Consider the following 16,204-nt stretch of genomic DNA (forward strand, 5'->3'; position numbering starts at 1 on the left):
CCCAGGGCGGTGAAGCGGGCCCGCCCCGGCATTCGCGCACCTCACAGCCCTCGCCCGGCACCCGGCGGGACCCTCACACCCCCGGCCCGGCACCGCTGAGGGCAGCGTTCCCCACGGGAAACAGGGGTGATGCGGCCGGGTAACGTCGAAGCCGCACGCTGCGTTGCATGACCTCGAATACGCGTGTGGTGGTGATCGGCGCCGGCCTCGCGGGCGTACGGCTCGCCCGGCGGCTCGGAGAGCTGGGCACGCCCGCGCTGCTCGTCGGCGAGGAGGAGCACCGGCCGTACAACCGGGTGCTGCTCGCCGAGGTGCTGGCCGGGCGGTATGCCCCGGAGGTGATCGCCCTCCCCGCGCCCGGCGGGCTCCGGCGCGCCCGGGTCACCGGCATCGACCGCGCGGCCCGGCGGCTGCGGTGCGCCGACGGCTCGCTGATCGGATACGACACCCTGGTGCTGGCCACCGGCTCCAACCCGGTGCTGCCGCCGCTGCGCGGCCTGTTCACTCCTGACCACCAGCTTCCCGAGGGCGTCCACGCGTTCCGCACGATGGACGACTGCCTGGGCCTGTCCAAGGCGGTTCGGCCGGGCGCGCGGGCGGTCGTCGTCGGCGGTGGGCTGCTCGGGGTGTCCGCGGCCCGTGCGCTGGCCGTGCGCGGCGCTCAGGTGATGCTCGCCCAGCAGGCCGAACGGCTCATGGAGCGCCAGCTCGACCCGAACGCCTCCCGGCTGGTGCTGCGGCACCTGACGGACCTGGGCGTCGAAGTGCACACCGAGTGCCGGGTGCGGGACGTGCGGTGCGTCGGCGGCGCGGTCCGCTCGGTGGAGATGGCCGACGGGTACGCTCTCGACGCCGACCTCGTGGTCCTGGCCTGCGGAGTCCACCCGCGCACCGGTCTGGCGGAACAGGCCGGCCTCGCCGTCCGCAAGGGCGTCCTCGTCGACGACGAACTGCGCACCTCCGACCCGCACATCCACGCCCTGGGCGACTGCGCCGAGCACGACGGCACGGTCTACGGGCTCGCCACCCCGGCCCTGGAACAGGCCGAGGCGCTGGCCGCCCTGCTCGCCGGCGACGCCGGCGCCCGCTACCGCGGGACCCGTTCGCTGACCCGGCTCACCCTGACCGGACCCGACTCCCCCTTCGACCTGGCCGCGTTCGGCGAGACCGAGGCCCGCCCCGGCGACGACGTCGTCCAGCTCGCCGACGCCACCCGGGGCACCTACCGCAAGGTCGTCGTCCGCGACGACCGCCTGGTCGGCGGGGTCCTGGTCGGCGAACTCGGCACCGTCGGCGCGCTCGCCCGCGCCTGGGAGGGAGCGGAACCGCTCCCCGGCGACGGTCCCCTGCTTCACCTGCTCACCAACGATGGAGGCTCCTGATGACCGCCACCCAGGGGGCCACCCCCACGATCGTGCTCGTCGGCCACGGCATGGTCGGCCAGCGCTTCCTCGAGGCGCTCGCCGAGCGTGGCCTGACCGCCACGCACCGCGTGGTCGTGCTGTGCGAGGAACCGCGTCCGGCGTACGACCGGGTGCAGCTCACCTCGTACTTCTCGGGCCGCACACCCGAGGAACTGTCCATGACCGACATGGAGTTCATCAAGGACCACGGAATCGAGCTGCACGTCGGCGACCCGGCGGAGACGGTCGACCGCGAGGCGCGGAAGGTGACCGCCCGCTCGGGTCTGGTCGTCGGATACGACGTCCTCGTCCTGGCCACCGGCTCCTACCCGTTCGTGCCACCGGTGCCGAACAAGGACGCCACCGGCTGTTTCGTCTACCGGACCATCGAGGACCTCCTCGCGATCGAGGAGTACGCGCGGACGAGGGCGACCACCGGCGCGGTGGTCGGCGGTGGTCTGCTCGGCCTGGAGGCGGCGGGCGCGCTCAAGGGCCTCGGACTCACCTCCCACATCGTGGAGTTCGCGCCGCGCCTGATGCCGGTGCAGGTGGACGAGGGCGGTGGCGCGGCGCTGCTGCGCACCATCGAGGACATGGGCCTGAGTGTGCACACCGGTGTGGGCACGCAGGAGGTCGTCGTCGGTGAGGACGGCGCGGTCACCGGCATGAAGCTGTCGGACGGCTCCGAACTCGCCACCGACCTGGTGGTGTTCTCCGCCGGTGTCCGCCCCCGCGACCAACTGGCCCGGGACTGCGGCCTGGCGGTCGGCGAGCGCGGCGGCATCACCGTCGACGATCAGTGCCGTACCGTCTCGGACCCGCACGTGTTCGCGATCGGCGAGTGCGCGCAGGCGTCGGACGGCCGGGTGTACGGCCTGGTGGCCCCCGGCTACGAGCAGGCGGAGACGGCGGCGGCGACCATCGCCGAGGACGAGGCGTCCTTCACCGGCGCCGACCTCTCCACCAAGCTGAAGCTGCTCGGCGTGGACGTGGCCTCCTTCGGCGACGCGCACGGCACCGCCGAGGACTGCCTGGACGTCGTCTACTCCGACTCCCGCGCCGGCCTGTACAAGAAGCTGGTCATCGGCCGGGACGGCACGCTGCTCGGCGGCATCCTGGTCGGCGACGCGGAGGCGTACGGCACCCTGCGCGCGCTGACCGGGTCGGTTCCCCCCATCTCCCCCGAGTCGCTCGTCCTGCCCGCCGGAGCGGACTCGGGGGCCCAGCTCGGCCCGTCGGCCCTGCCGGACGAGGCGATCATCTGCTCCTGCCACAACGTCAGCAAGGGCACCATCCGCGGCGCGGTCACCGAGCACCGGTGCACCACCGTGCCCGAGGTGAAGAAGTGCACCAAGGCCGGTACCGGCTGCGGCAGTTGTGTGAAGGTGCTCGGGCAGCTCGTCACCGCCGAGCTGGAGGCGTCCGGCGTCGAGGTCGACAAGGGCCTGTGCGGCTGCTTCGCCCAGACCCGCGAGGAGCTCTACGAGATCGTCCTCGCCCTGCGCCTCACCTCGTACCAGGAGCTGCTTGACCGTTACGGCCGCGAGGACGCCCGGGGCGGCGACGGCTGCGAGGTGTGCAAGCCGGCGGTGGCCTCGGTCATCGCCTCGCTCGCCCCGGCGATCGGCGCCAGCGGCTATGTACTGGACGGCGAGCAGGCGGCCCTCCAGGACAGCAACGACCACTTCCTCGCCAACCTGCAGAAGAACGGCTCCTACTCGGTCGTGCCGCGCATCCCCGGTGGTGAGATCGCGCCCGAGAAGCTGATCGTGATCGGCGAGGTCGCCCGGGACTTCGGCCTCTACACGAAGATCACCGGCGGTCAGCGGATCGACATGTTCGGCGCCCGGGTGGAGCAGCTCCCGCTGATCTGGGCCCGCCTGGTGGACGCCGGTTTCGAGTCGGGCCACGCGTACGGCAAGTCCCTGCGCACGGTGAAGTCCTGTGTGGGGCAGACCTGGTGCCGCTACGGGGTGCAGGACTCCGTCCGGATGGCGATCGACCTGGAGCTGCGCTACCGGGGCCTGCGCTCCCCGCACAAGCTCAAGTCGGCCGTCTCGGGCTGTGCCCGGGAGTGCGCGGAGGCCCAGTCCAAGGACTTCGGCGTCATCGCCACGTCCAACGGCTGGAACCTGTACGTCGGCGGCAACGGCGGCGCCACCCCGCGCCACGCCGACCTGCTCGCGCAGGACCTGTCCGACGCCGAACTGGTGCGGCTGATCGACCGGTTCCTGATGTTCTACATCCGTACCGCCGACCGTCTCGAGCGCACCTCCACCTGGCTGGAGCGGATCCCCGGCGGCCTGGACCACGTGCGGGACGTGGTGGTGCACGACTCGCTCGGTATCTGCGACGAGCTGGAGGCCCTGATGTGGGCCCATGTCGCGCACTACCGGGACGAGTGGGCCGAGACCATCGACGACCCCGAGAAGCTGGCCCGGTTCGTGTCCTTCGTGAACGCCCCGGACACCCCGGACCCGGTGGTCGCCTTCGTACCCGAACGCGACCAGATGAAGCCCGACCTGCCGCTGCTGTCCATCGGCCTGCGACCGGCCGACGACGTTCTGGAAGGAAGCGCCAAGCGATGACCCTGGCTCCCGAGACGACCGATCTGCTGGTCCAGCTCCGGCTGGAGGACGGCTGGTTCACCGTGTGCGACCTGCACCGGCTGGTGCCCGGCCGCGGCATCGCCGCCCTGCTGCCGGACGGCCGCCAGGTGGCGGTGTTCCGGGACCGCGCGGACCGGCTGTACGCCATCGACAACCGCGACCCGTTCGGCGGCGCCGCCGTCCTCTCCCGCGGCCTGACCGGCACCCACCAGGGCCGCCCGTTCGTGGCCTCCCCGCTGCTGAAGCAGCGTTTCGACCTGGAGACCGGGCAGTGCCTGGACGACGAGTCGGTCCGGGTGACGGCGTACCGGGTGCGCAGCGCCTGAGGCGGCGGGCTGGACGGTGGTGCCCGGGCCGGCGACGGCCCGGGCACCACCGTCCCGTCGTCGGCCGGTCAGGTCCGCAGGGCGTCGTACGGTACGCCCGTGAGCTGCTCGGAGGCGGCCCAGAGCCGGGCCGCGGCCTCGTCGTTTTGGGCCCAGGGCGCGCGGCGGGAGGGGGCCGGGGAGCCGCGCCACATCGCGAAGGACGGTCCCCAGAACGAGTCGGGCCGTACGCCGGGCGCGGTCGCCGCGTACAGCGTGGGCAGCGCGCCCGCCTCGGCCGGCTGGGCGAAGGCCCGGTTGCCGAGTTCCATCATCCGCTCGGCGCCCCGGCGCCCCTCGGCACGCGGTCCGGCCGTCTGGAGGTTGGTGGCGGCGTACCCCGGGTGCGCGGCGGCCGCGACGGCATCGGAGCCGTGGGCGGCCAGCCGGCGGCACAGTTCGTGCGTGAAGAGCAGGTTGGCGGTCTTGGAGCGGGCGTAGGCGGTCCAGCGCCGGTAGTGCCGCTCGCTATTGAGGTCGCGCGGATCGATGTTGGCGAGGACGTGCATGAAGCTGGACACGGTGACGATCCGGGCGCCCGGGGTGGCCAGCAGGGCGGGCAGGAGCAGTCCGGTGAGCGCGAAGTGCCCGAGGTGGTTGGTCCCGAACTGCCGCTCGAACCCGTCGGCGGTCGTGCCGTACGGCACCGCCATCACACCGGCGTTGTTCACGAGCAGGTCGAGCCGTTCGTACGGCAGCGAGGCCGCGAACTCACCGACGGACGCCAGATCCCCGAGGTCCAGCCGGCCGAGCTCCACCCGGGCACCCGGCACCTCGCCCCGCAGCCGCTCGACGGCGTCCCTCCCCCGCGTCTCGTCGCGGCAGGCGAGCACCACCCGGGCCCCCTTGCGGGCCAGCTCGCGCGCGGTGACGTAACCGAGCCCGCTGTTGGCACCGGTGACCACGGCGGTGCGGCCGCTCTGGTCGGGGATGTCCTGCGCGGTCCAGCCCATACGGGCCCCTCCTCAACTGCACAGGGTGCACGGGCCGACGGCTCGGCCCGGAACCTGGCGGCTCCAGCCTAGGCGCCGGGGCCACGGTTCCCCCGACGACATGGCGACCGGAACGGGACGGAGGGGCGGCACCCCCGCACAGGGTGTACGGCTGACCGTCTGAGCTGGGACATCACCCCTTCCCTCTTACCTGAGGGCACTCTAAGGGCACTCCGGGAGCGCCCACGGCATGAGGCAGGTGGGCGTCAACGACAGACGCATCGCTGGGAACGAGCAGAACCCATTGCCGATAGTGGCGTTGCCGTCAGATCCTCCGTCCGACCATCCTCATCCGGTTGACTCGGCCATCGAGACTTCGGCGACCTCGCGTTGCGGCCAGGGCTTCTGGTGTCCGTCCAGATTGCCCTACGCGCGGCAGCGAGTACGGTGGAATTGCGTGCATAGCCCAGTCGTCAGCGCTTGCCACCTGAAGGTGAGGACTCGACGCCGAGCGCCGAGCCGGTTACAGACGCCCCCCACGGCATGCATGCAGCGCGGGCCGAAAAATCGGACACGCTCTCTTTCAGAGAGTTAGTCGACCTTTCAAGCGTAGAACGATTTCGCTACGATCACACACATTCCTCCGCCGCCGCGCATTGCACAACATTTCGCGATCGGCAACAAGAGGGAGAATAACGATGCAAGTAAAGGGAATAGGCGATCACGAGGCCGGAGTATACGGGACAAGCGAGACGGAAGACGGCGTCCTCGGGGTCGGGAAAATCGCTGCCAAAGCGGGCGTGGCCGGCGTCAACGACAACGGCGGCAACGGCGTATGGGGCAGTGGTCGCACGGGAGTAGCAGGTGCTGGGGGAGATGGGAATGGCGTCGTAGGAACAAGCGAGACGAACGACGGCGTCCTCGGGGTGGGGAAGGCTGCCGGTAAAGCGGGCGTGACCGGCGTCAATAACGGCGGCACCGGTGTGTATGGTAAAGGTTTGCACGCCGGTAAGTTCGACGGAAAAGTCGTGGTCAATGGACCTGTAGACGTTGCAGCGTCCGTTCAAGCAAGTGCCATAAATGCGGTCGCCGCGAATTTTTCAGGAGTCGTGGACTGCCAGAGAGTCCACGAACATGGAGGCGACTACGCGGAGACATTCGGGTCGGAGAATGACGCTGAACCCGGCACAGTGCTCGTCATTGACGATGACGGTCTACTGACACCATGTCACGCCGACTACGACAAACGCGCTGCGGGCGTCGTATCGGGTGCGGGCGGGTTGTTGCCCGGTAGCGTCATGCAGAGCCAGCCCGACGCGGCGCACCAAGTGACGGTGGCCCTAGCTGGACAGGTATACGCCAAGGCAGATGCCAATTACGGAGCCATCTCCGTAGGCGATTTGCTCACCACCTCGCCCACCGAGGGTTTCGCCATGCGAGTAGAGGATCCCGATCGTGCAGTCGGCGCAATCGTCGGGAAGGCGTTGTCCTCCATGAGCAGCGGAACAGGCCTAATCCGCATGCTGGTGCTGCCCTGTTGAGGTGAACTACCACGCACCAGTGACGACGCAGAGCGTGAAGCCGAACACCGGCGCGCGCGAGAGGGGAACCCTCACAGGCTGTACGGCTGACTTCCCCACTTGAGAAGTCAGCCGTTCTTCACACCCTCAGGGCAAATCGCCCAGCGCGGCCTCCATCATGGCGGCTGTCCGGTCCTCCTCCGCCTCCCACAGATGCGTGTAGACGTTCAGCGTGATCGACGGCTTGGCGTGACCGAGCCTCATCTGTACCTGCTTCGGCGTCGCCCCGTTCTTGATCAGGACTGAGGCGTAGAAGTGACGCAGATCGTGAAGCGTCGTGTCCTCGGGGACGCGAACCTTGCTGCCGGCCTTCTTCAGGTGTTCGTTCGCCCGCTTGACGTTCCGGGCCCACACCTTCGCCCAGCTCCCCCGCCGGATCGCTCCGCCGGTCTCGCTGGTGTACAGCAACCGAGCATGGCGCCATACGGGCTTCCTCGGGTTCGTCCGATCCTCGATGTGCACGGGCTGCGGTGGGAACTTCTGGCGGTGCCGTGCCATCTCGTCCACGACCGAGCGCCCCTGAGGGACAGACCGATAGCTCTGCCTGGTCTTCGGTTCTCCGAGGTAGGGCACCCCCTTGTCGGGGCCGATCAACTGCTGTTTGACAGTCACGGTCTCCGCAGGATCTCCGTCCTCCAGCCCGAACAACTCACCTTGTCGTAGGCCGGTTGATGCGGCTTGCCTCACCAGGGCACGGTATCGGGGAGACGCGGTCACGATGAGCGCCTTCACCGCTTCCGGATGAAGCGGGTGAATCTCCGGATAAAAGACCTCCGGCGGCTTCAGTCCCTCCCATGGGTACTTCGGAATGATCCCCTCTTGGTGAGCCGTCTTCAGGATGCTGGTGCAGACGTTCCATGGCGTCGCAAAGGTCGACGGAGCGATGACGGCCGACCGTTCCTTGATCCACCTCTGTCCGTCTGCCCGCTCAATCTGCCCGATCGCCCGATCACCGAACGTCGGGTAGATGTGCAGTCGTAGGGCGCGCTCTACGTTCGTCTCGGTTCGCTCGCGGTGTACGGCTGTCTCCTGCCAGCGTTCGGCGATAGCCCTGAACTTCTGCTTACCCAACTCCCGGTTCACGAAGGTGCTGGTGTCGAGTTCAGTTGTCACCTTGGCGGCCCGGGAGTCCGCAGCCGACTTCTTCTCGAAGTTCTCCTTGCACTGCTTGCCGGACAAGTCCCGCCCCCGGCGCACGCCACCGAACGTGTCACGCCCGAGCCGCACCCCCAGGGCACAACGAGGGCACAACGGCGTCGCGCGGGTTCAACGGCAGCCAACAGCAGCAAACGTCATTCTTCCTGGTCAGCGGCGTAGCTTGACAGTCTCCGCAGATGATGTACGAAGGGGCGGCACCCCCGCACAGGGTGCCGCCCCTCCTTGGTGCGCCGGAGCCGCCGTCGATCGGTCTTGAGGGTCGGGGACCGACGACGGCTCCGGGGCCGGTGGGGGTCAGCGGTGGTCGCTGCCCGCCGACTGGGTGGCCGCCCGGCCCGCTTCCAGGCGGGCGACCGGGATGCGGAACGGGGAGCAGGAGACGTAGTCCAGGCCGGCCTCGTGGAAGAAGTGGACCGACTCCGGGTCGCCGCCGTGCTCGCCGCAGACGCCGAGCTTGAGGTCGGGCCGGGTGGCCCGGCCGGCCTGGGCGGCCGCCTTCACCAGGGAGCCGACGCCGTCCTTGTCGATCGTCTCGAACGGGCTGACGCCGAAGATGCCCTTCTCCAGGTAGGCCGTGAAGAAGCTCGCCTCCACGTCGTCCCGGGAGAAGCCCCACACCGTCTGCGTCAGGTCGTTGGTGCCGAAGGAGAAGAACTCGGCGGCCTCGGCGATCTGGCCGGCGGTCAGCGCGGCGCGCGGCAGCTCGATCATCGTGCCGATGGCCAGCTTGAGCTTCGTGCCGGTCGCCGCCTCGACCTCCGCGATGACCTGGTCGGCCTCGTCGCGGACGATCTCCAGCTCCTGGACCGTGCCGACCAGCGGGATCATGATCTCGGCGCGCGGGTCGCCCTTGGCCGCCTTGCGCTCGGCCGCGGCCTCGGCGATGGCGCGGACCTGCATGGTGAACAGGCCGGGGATGACCAGGCCGAGACGGACACCGCGCAGACCGAGCATCGGGTTCTGCTCGTGCAGGCGGTGGACCGCCTGGAGCAGGCGCAGCAGGTTCTCGTGCGGCTCCTGACGGGCCTCGGCGAGGGCCACGCGGACGGAGAGTTCCGTGATGTCCGGCAGGAACTCGTGCAGCGGCGGGTCGAGCAGGCGGACGGTGACCGGCAGGCCGTCCATCGCCTCGAACAGCTCGACGAAGTCCTTCTTCTGCAGCGGCAGGAGCTGCTTCAGGGACTCCTCGCGCTCCTCCTCGGTGTCGGCGAGGATCAGGCGCTCGACCAGTTCCCGGCGGTCGCCGAGGAACATGTGCTCGGTGCGGCACAGGCCGATGCCCTGGGCGCCGAAGCGGCGGGCGCGCAGCGCGTCCTCGGCGTTGTCGGCGTTGGCGCGCACGCGCAGCCGGCGCTTGCGGTCGGCGAAGGCCATCATGCGGTGCACGGCTTCGACCAGTTCGTCGGCGTCGTCGGCGCCCGGGTGCATCCGGCCCTCGAAGTACTCCACGACCGGGGAGGGGACCACCGGGACCTCGCCCAGGTAGACCTTGCCGGAGGAGCCGTCGATGGAGATGACGTCGCCCTCCTCGACGACGTGGCCGCCCGGCACCGTCATCCGGCGGCGCTTGGTGTCGACCTCGAGCTCCTCGGCGCCGCAGACACAGGTCTTGCCCATGCCGCGCGCGACCACGGCCGCGTGGGAGGTCTTGCCGCCGCGCGAGGTCAGGATGCCCTCGGCGGCGATCATGCCGTCCAGGTCGTCGGGGTTGGTCTCCCGGCGGACCAGGATGACCTTCTCGCCCGAGCGGGACCACTTGACGGCGGTGTAGGAGTCGAAGACCGCCTTGCCGACCGCGGCGCCCGGCGAGGCCGCGATGCCCCGGCCGACCTTCTCGACCTTGGCGGACTCGTCGAAGCGCGGAAACATGAGCTGGGCGAGCTGGGCGCCGCTGACGCGCTGCAGCGCCTCGGTCTCGTCGATCAGGCCCTGGTCCACGAGCTGGGTCGCGATCCGGAAGGCGGCACCGGCGGTGCGCTTGCCGACGCGGGTCTGCAGCATCCAGAGCTGGCCGCGCTCGATGGTGAACTCGATGTCGCAGAGATCCTTGTAGTGGTTCTCCAGGGTCTCCATGATCTGCATGAGCTGGTCGTACGACTTCTTGTCGATGTTCTCCAGCTCCGCGAGCGGGACCGTGTTGCGGATGCCCGCCACGACGTCCTCGCCCTGGGCGTTCTGCAGGTAGTCGCCGTAGACGCCCTGGTGGCCGGAGGCGGGGTCGCGGGTGAAGGCGACGCCGGTGCCGGAGTCGGGGCCGAGGTTGCCGAACACCATGGAACAGACGTTGACGGCGGTGCCCAGGTCGTGCGGGATGCGCTCCTGACGGCGGTACAGCTTGGCGCGGTCGCCGTTCCAGGAGTCGAAGACCGCCTTGATGGCGAGGTCCATCTGCTCGCGCGGGTCCTGCGGGAAGTCCCGGCCGGCCTCGGTCTTGACGATCTTCTTGAACTTGGTGACGAGCTTCTTGAGGTCGGCCGCCTCGAGGTCGGTGTCGACCGTGATCTTCTTGGCCTCCTTGGCGGCCTCGAGCGCCTCCTCGAACAGCTCGCCGTCGACGCCGAGGACGGTCTTGCCGAACATCTGGATGAGGCGGCGGTAGGAGTCCCAGGCGAAGCGGTCGTCGCCGGCCTGCTTGGCCAGGCCCTGCACCGACTTGTCGGAGAGGCCGATGTTCAGGACGGTGTCCATCATGCCCGGCATGGAGAACTTGGCGCCGGAGCGGACGGAGACCAGCAGGGGGTCGTCGGCCTGGCCGAGCTTCTTGCCCATCTTCTGCTCGAGGGCGTCGAGGTGCGCACTCACCTCGTCACGCAGTGCCACGGGCTCCGAGCCGCTGTCGAGGTAGACCTTGCAGGCCTCGGTGGTGATGGTGAACCCGGGAGGGACCGGCAGGCCCAGGTTGGTCATCTCGGCGAGGTTGGCACCCTTGCCGCCGAGAAGGTCCTTGAGGTCCTTGTTGCCCTCGGTGAAGTCGTAAACGAACTTCGCTACGTGGGGTTCTTTGTTTTCCGACACGGGTCTCGACTCCTTGAGGCCGCGGTGGCTGCCCTGACGGCGAGGAACATACCCAGATCGAAGGCACCTGGGTACGTCCACTTGTGCGTCATGCGCCCGTAACCACGCGTCCGCCAGTGGATTGAAAGTCAAGGCTTGGCAAGTGGAGACGCCTCGATGTTTTCACTTCTTGAACGCACCCCTACCCACAGGGGTCGCTTTTCGCTCATGTGAGCGGCTCCCAACACGCCTGAGTTCGATCGATGAACGATCAAAGGGTGGCACCCAGTGCCACTCTTTGGAGAAGTGCAGTCGCTCAAGATCCGCTCATCTGAGCGCGACCCTTATCAGGGGTGGCGAGAATCACGCTGTCACACAGAGCCGGATTTCACCATGCGGACGCCGAAACGCCCGGTTCACACGCCGAGCGCGGTGAGCCGTTCCTCCACCCGCTGCGGCGCGTACAGGTGCTCCACGACCAGCGCACCCGCGCCGACCAGCGCGGCCCGCTCACCCAGCCGCGACGTCACGATGTCCAGGTGGGCGGTGGAGCGGGGCAGTGCCCGCTGGTAGAGCAGCTCACGCACGCCGGTGAGGAAGGGGGTTCCGGCCAGATCTCCGGCGATCATCAGCACGCCCGGGTTGAGCAGGGTCACGACCGTCGCCAGCACGTCGCCCACCCGGCGCCCGGCCTCCCGGGCCAGCGCGGCCGCCTCCGGGTGCCCGGCGGCCAGCAGCTCCCGCACGTCCGAGCCGGAGGCGGCCGGCACTCCGGCCTCCGTCAGCCGCCGGGCCACGGCGCCGCCGCTGGCGACGGCGGCGAGACAGCCGTACGAACCGCACCGGCACAGCGCCTCCGCACCCACCCGGATGTGCCCGATGTCGCCCGCGCCGCCGTCCACGCCCCGGTAGATCGAGCCGTCGACCACGACTCCGGCGCCGATGCCCGTGGACACCTTGACCAGCACGAAGGCCGCGCAGTCCGGATGCCCGGTGCGCTGTTCGCCGTACGCCATGAGGTTGGCGTCGTTGTCCACCAGGACCGGGACCCCGGGGGCGCCGGTGCACTCGGTGACGGCGCGGGCGAGGCGGCCTCTTATGTCGTAGCCGTCCCAGCCGGGCATGATCGGCGGCTGCACCACCCGGCCGCTCTCGCGGTCCACCGGCCCGGGCACCGCGAGCCCGATGCCGCAGACCTCCGCCGCCTGGTGCCCCGCCTTCGCGAGCGACTCGGCGAACCAGCGGCCGAGTTCGCCGAGCACGGCCTCGGGGCCGTCCTCGATCACCAGGGTGCCGGAGCGCTCGGCGAGGATCTCGCCGGTCAGGGTGAGGACGGCGGTCCGGGCGTGCCGTGTGTCCAGGTCGGCGGCGAGGACCACCGCGTGGGAGTCGTCGAACTCCAGGGTGATGGAGGGGCGCCCGCCGAGCGGCGAGTCGACCGGGCCGCCGGCGCCCTCGCGCAGCCAGCCTGCCCGGAACAGCCGGTCCAGGCGCTGGCCGACGGTGGCGCGGGACAGGCCGGTGGCCTGCTGGAGGGCGCCGCGTGTCACGGCCCGCCCACTGCGCACCAGTTCGAGCAGATCGCCGGCGCTCGCCTGACTCCCCCTCTTCCCGGTCCTGCCCGGCCGTCCGGTCATGCGCACCCCCTTGTGTTTCCCAAGCCTGCATTACATATTGGGTTTTGCGTGTTAAATAGACGTAACCCTGCGGTAGCCACAGCCAAACCCGGTCGGCCGGACGTCTTCGGGGAGCCCCGAGTGGATCGCACTGCCCAGCTCACTGCCCGTCTCCCGGAGCGGGAGTTCGCATACGATCCGCCGCCGTCGGCGTCGTCCCTGCACGCCGGGGCCGCCCGGGTGCTGGCGGAGAACTGGACGGGCACGTCGACGGTCCCCTCCCGGAGCCTGTATCCGCACCAGTGGTCGTGGGACTCGGCGTTCATCGCGATCGGGCTGCGCCACCTGTCGCCGTTACGGGCGCAGACGGAGCTGGAGACGCTGCTGGCGGCCCAGTGGGGCGACGGGCGCGTGCCGCACATCGTCTTCAACCCCTCCGTACCCCTGGACGCGTACTTCCCGAGCCCCGACTTCTGGCGCTCCTCGACCGCCGGGCGCGCCGCCGGCGCCCCGCGCACCGTACAGACGTCCGGCATCGTGCAGCCACCGGTGCACGCGCTGGCGGCCTGGCTGGTGCACCGCGCCGATCCGGGCCTGTCGCGGGCGCGCGGCTTCCTGGCCCGGGTGTACCCCCGGCTGGCCGCCTGGCACCGGTATCTGCTGCACCGGCGGGACCTGGGCGGGGGCGGGCTGGTGTCCGTCGTGCACCCCTGGGAGCAGGGTATGGACAACAGTCCCTGCTGGGACGCCCCGCTCTCCCTGATCACCCCGGCCCCCGCCCGTTCCTTCCGCCGCGCCGACCTCGACCACGGAGCGCCCGAGGACCGGCCGACGGATCTGGACTACGGGCGGTACGTGCGGCTGGCGGCCGACTACCGCGACGGTGGGTACGCCGACGGCGGCGGGAAGTTCGCGGTCGAGGACCCGGCGTTCAACGCGCTGCTGATCGCCTCCGAGCAGGCGCTGGCACGGATCGCGGGGGAACTGGGGGCGGCCGGCACCGCCCGGTACGCACGCGCCGAGCGGCTGACGGCGGCCCTGGTGGAGCGGCTGTGGGACCCCGCGAGCGGCATGTTCCGCTGCCTGGACCTGCGGGGCGGGGGCCAGGTCCCCGAGCGGAGTGTCTCCGGTCTCGTCCCGCTGCTGCTGCCGGGGCTGCCCCGGAAGACCGCGGGCGCTGTCGTCCGCACGCTGTGCGGACCGCACTTCGGGCTGGGCACCAGCACCGAGCTGGTCCCCAGCTACGACCTCCTCGGCGAGGCCTTCGACCCGCACCGGTACTGGCGCGGCCCGGCCTGGTTCAACACGAGCTGGCTGCTGGAGCGGGGCCTGCGCGCGCACGGCCACCTCGAGCGGGCCGACGCGCTGCGCGCCGCGGTGCTGCGCCTGGCACAGGCCGGCGACTTCGCCGAGTACGTAGATCCGCACACCGGCGAGGCCTGCGGCACGACCGGCTTCGCCTGGACGGCCGCGCTCGCACTGGATCTGCTGCACCGGGGCCCGGGGGGCGACGGCGCGGACGGCGCCGGGGACACGGCCGACATGAGGGACAAGGGAGGGGACCGGGGATGACGGATCGGCAGCATCTGCTGGTGCACGGGGCGACGTTCGCCGCCCTGGGCGACCGGGGTGACATCAGCGGGGTGCGGGGCGGCAGCTCCCCGGACGGGCTGTTCGTACGGGACGCCCGGCACCTCAGCCGGTGGCAGCTCACCGTGGACGGGGCGGTGCCCGAGGTGCTCGCCCCCGTCACGGACGGCGACGCGGCCCGCTGTGTGCTGGTGCCGCGCGGCGGCCGGCAGGAGCCGCCCGCCTGCACCCTGTTCCGCGAACAGGCGGTCGGCGACAGCTCGTTCGTGGAGTCACTGCGGGTGACCGGCAACCGCCCGGTGCCCACCACGGTCCGCCTCGCCCTCACCGTCGACGCCGACTTCACCGACCAGTTCGAGCTCCGTTCCGACCACCGCACCTACGCCAAGGCCGGCGCCGTGCGCTCCCGTGAGGTGCTGGACGACGGGATCGAGTTCACCTACCGGCGCGCCGAGTGGCACTCCGTCACGACCATCACCGCCGACCCGGCCCCGGACGCCGTCGAGGAGACCGGCACCGGCGCCCGCCGCCTGGTGTGGGCCCTGGACCTGGAGCCCGACGGCACCGCCGAACTGGTGCTGCGCGTGATGGCCCGCCCGCACGGCGACCGGCGTGCCCTGCGGGTGCCCCGCTCCCCCGCCTCGGTGAACGAGCAACTCCTCGCGGCGGAGGGCCGGTTCGTCGAGGGCGTGGCCTTCCCGACCGGCTGGCCGGAGCTGGCGGCGGCCTGCGCCCGGGGCCTCGCCGACCTGGCCGCGCTGCAGGTCCCGGCGACCGGACCGGACGGCGAGGAGCTGCGGGTGCCGGCGGCGGGCGCCCCCTGGTTCCTCACCCTGCTCGGCCGGGACGCCCTGCTCACCTCCCTGTTCACGCTGCCGTACCACCCGCGGCCGGCCGCCGCCACGCTGCTCGCGCTGGCCGCGGCCCAGGCCACCGGCTCCGGCGCGTCCTCGGTCGCCCAGCCCGGCAAGATCGTGCACGAGGTACGGCACGGGGAGCTGGCGCACTTCGGGCAGGTGCCGTTCGGCCGGTACTACGGCTCGGTCGACGCCACCCCGCTGTTCCTCGTCCTGCTCGGGGCGTACACCGAGGGGACCGGCGACACCGCTCTGGCCCGGCGCCTGGAGCCGCACGCCCGCGCGGCCATCGGCTGGATGCTGGACCACGGCGGGCTGACCTCGCGCGGCTATCTCGTCTACCGCGCCGACGAGGGCGGCCTCGCCAACCAGAACTGGAAGGACTCCCCCGGCGCGATCTGCTGGGCCGACGGCACCCGGCCCAGCGGCGCGGTGATGGCGGCGGGCGCCCAGGGCTACGCCTACGACGCGCTGCGCCGCACCGCGTGGGTGGCGCGCGCGGTGTGGGGCGACGAGACGTACGCAGCCCTGCTGGAGCAGGCGGCGGCCGATCTGCGGGACCGCTTCCAGCGGGACTTCTGGATGCGCGAGCACTCCTTCCCGGCGCTGGCGCTGGACGGCACGGGCCGCCAGGTCGACGCGCTGGCCTCGGACGCCGGGCATCTGCTGTGGTCGGGGCTGCTGGACAAGGAGTACGGCGAGGCGGTCGGCCGGCGGCTGCTGGAACCGGACTTCTTCTCCGGCTGGGGCGTCCGCACCCTGGCCTCGGGCCAGCCGGCGTACCACCCTCTCTCGTACCACCGCGGCTCGGTATGGCCGCACGACAACGCGCTGATCTCCCTGGGCCTCGCCCGCTACGGCCTGCACGACGAGGCCCGTACGGTGGCGCACGCGCTGGTCGACGCGGCGACGGCCACCGGGCACCGGCTTCCGGAGGTGCTGGCGGGCTACGGCCGCGACACCCACCCGGAGCCGGTCCCCTACCCGCACGCGTGCGTCCGCGAATCCCGCTCGGCGGCGGCCCCGCTGGCCCTGCTCACGGCGGTCGGCGGCGCGTAGCACTCCGGGCGCCGCAGTTTGCCCGGTGTTTGCCCAGTGGC

The 16,204-nt window shown here is 71.0% G+C and carries 10 protein-coding genes; 6 read left to right on the forward strand and 4 right to left on the reverse strand.

What is annotated here, in order from left to right; genetic code table 11:
• The first annotated feature begins 167 nt into the window (after positions 1 to 167).
• From ACZ6B1_RS05420 to nirD, 3 genes are read left to right on the forward strand one after another with little or no spacing between them, the layout of a single operon-like run.
• Positions 168 to 1,382 carry an NAD(P)/FAD-dependent oxidoreductase gene (locus ACZ6B1_RS05420; RefSeq protein ID WP_468775172.1) on the forward strand — a complete coding sequence of 405 codons (1,215 nt, stop codon included), beginning with the start codon at positions 168 to 170 and terminating at the stop codon, positions 1,380 to 1,382.
• Positions 1,382 to 3,991 carry a nitrite reductase large subunit NirB gene (nirB, locus tag ACZ6B1_RS05425; protein WP_468775174.1) on the forward strand — a complete coding sequence of 870 codons (2,610 nt, stop codon included), beginning with the start codon at positions 1,382 to 1,384 and terminating at the stop codon, positions 3,989 to 3,991. Before ACZ6B1_RS05420 ends, nirB begins: the two co-directional genes overlap by 1 nt.
• The gene (gene nirD / locus ACZ6B1_RS05430; RefSeq protein ID WP_468775176.1) at positions 3,988 to 4,338 is read left to right on the forward strand and encodes a nitrite reductase small subunit NirD; all 351 of its coding nucleotides are present in this window, start codon (positions 3,988 to 3,990) and stop codon (positions 4,336 to 4,338) included. The genes nirB and nirD overlap by 4 nt, the downstream gene beginning before the upstream one ends.
• Positions 4,339 to 4,406: 68 nt before the next feature.
• Here the strand turns inward: nirD and ACZ6B1_RS05435 are convergent, their stop codons facing one another.
• Complete coding sequence (locus tag ACZ6B1_RS05435; protein WP_468775177.1) at positions 4,407 to 5,330, reverse strand: oxidoreductase; 924 nt, start codon at positions 5,328 to 5,330, stop codon at positions 4,407 to 4,409.
• A gap of 677 nt (positions 5,331 to 6,007) precedes the next feature.
• Here ACZ6B1_RS05435 and ACZ6B1_RS05440 point away from each other — a divergent pair.
• Positions 6,008 to 6,850, forward strand: coding sequence for a hypothetical protein (locus ACZ6B1_RS05440; protein ID WP_468775179.1), 843 nt, complete (start codon positions 6,008 to 6,010; stop codon positions 6,848 to 6,850).
• Between the two features lie 126 nt (positions 6,851 to 6,976).
• Here ACZ6B1_RS05440 and ACZ6B1_RS05445 read toward each other — a convergent pair whose 3' ends face one another.
• The 3 genes from ACZ6B1_RS05445 to ACZ6B1_RS05455 form a co-directional block, all read right to left on the reverse strand.
• The gene (locus tag ACZ6B1_RS05445) at positions 6,977 to 8,068 is read right to left on the reverse strand and encodes a tyrosine-type recombinase/integrase (RefSeq protein WP_468775181.1); all 1,092 of its coding nucleotides are present in this window, start codon (positions 8,066 to 8,068) and stop codon (positions 6,977 to 6,979) included.
• Between the two features lie 273 nt (positions 8,069 to 8,341).
• Entirely contained in the window at positions 8,342 to 11,062 is a 2,721-nt protein-coding gene (gene ppdK, locus ACZ6B1_RS05450; protein ID WP_468775183.1) for a pyruvate, phosphate dikinase, read from the reverse strand.
• 395 nt (positions 11,063 to 11,457) lie between these two features.
• A complete protein-coding gene (locus ACZ6B1_RS05455; RefSeq protein WP_468775185.1) occupies positions 11,458 to 12,678 on the reverse strand; it encodes an ROK family protein in 1,221 nt (406 codons plus the stop codon).
• A 120-nt stretch (positions 12,679 to 12,798) separates the two neighbouring features.
• On the opposite strand from ACZ6B1_RS05455, the gene ACZ6B1_RS05460 reads away from it, so the two are divergent.
• Both ACZ6B1_RS05460 and ACZ6B1_RS05465 read left to right on the forward strand, forming a co-directional pair.
• Positions 12,799 to 14,229 (forward strand): MGH1-like glycoside hydrolase domain-containing protein, encoded by a 1,431-nt coding sequence (locus tag ACZ6B1_RS05460; RefSeq protein WP_468775187.1) that lies wholly within the window; start codon positions 12,799 to 12,801, stop codon positions 14,227 to 14,229.
• Positions 14,226 to 16,163: an amylo-alpha-1,6-glucosidase gene (locus tag ACZ6B1_RS05465; protein WP_468775189.1), complete on the forward strand. Its 1,938-nt coding sequence runs from the start codon at positions 14,226 to 14,228 to the stop codon at positions 16,161 to 16,163. The genes ACZ6B1_RS05460 and ACZ6B1_RS05465 overlap by 4 nt, the downstream gene beginning before the upstream one ends.
• Positions 16,164 to 16,204: the final 41 nt, after the last annotated feature.

The sequence above is a fragment of the Streptomyces sp. NPDC041129 genome (assembly GCF_055592265.1).

Coding starts and splice junctions, on each gene's coding strand:
- ACZ6B1_RS05465 (WP_468775189.1), top strand. CDS start 14,226: ATGACGGATCGGCAGCATCTGCTGGTGCACGGGGCGACGTTCGCCGCC.
- ACZ6B1_RS05420 (WP_468775172.1), top strand. CDS start 168: ATGACCTCGAATACGCGTGTGGTGGTGATCGGCGCCGGCCTCGCGGGC.
- nirB (WP_468775174.1), top strand. CDS start 1,382: ATGACCGCCACCCAGGGGGCCACCCCCACGATCGTGCTCGTCGGCCAC.
- ACZ6B1_RS05435 (WP_468775177.1), bottom strand. CDS start 5,330: ATGGGCTGGACCGCGCAGGACATCCCCGACCAGAGCGGCCGCACCGCC.
- nirD (WP_468775176.1), top strand. CDS start 3,988: ATGACCCTGGCTCCCGAGACGACCGATCTGCTGGTCCAGCTCCGGCTG.
- ACZ6B1_RS05455 (WP_468775185.1), bottom strand. CDS start 12,678: ATGACCGGACGGCCGGGCAGGACCGGGAAGAGGGGGAGTCAGGCGAGC.
- ACZ6B1_RS05440 (WP_468775179.1), top strand. CDS start 6,008: ATGCAAGTAAAGGGAATAGGCGATCACGAGGCCGGAGTATACGGGACA.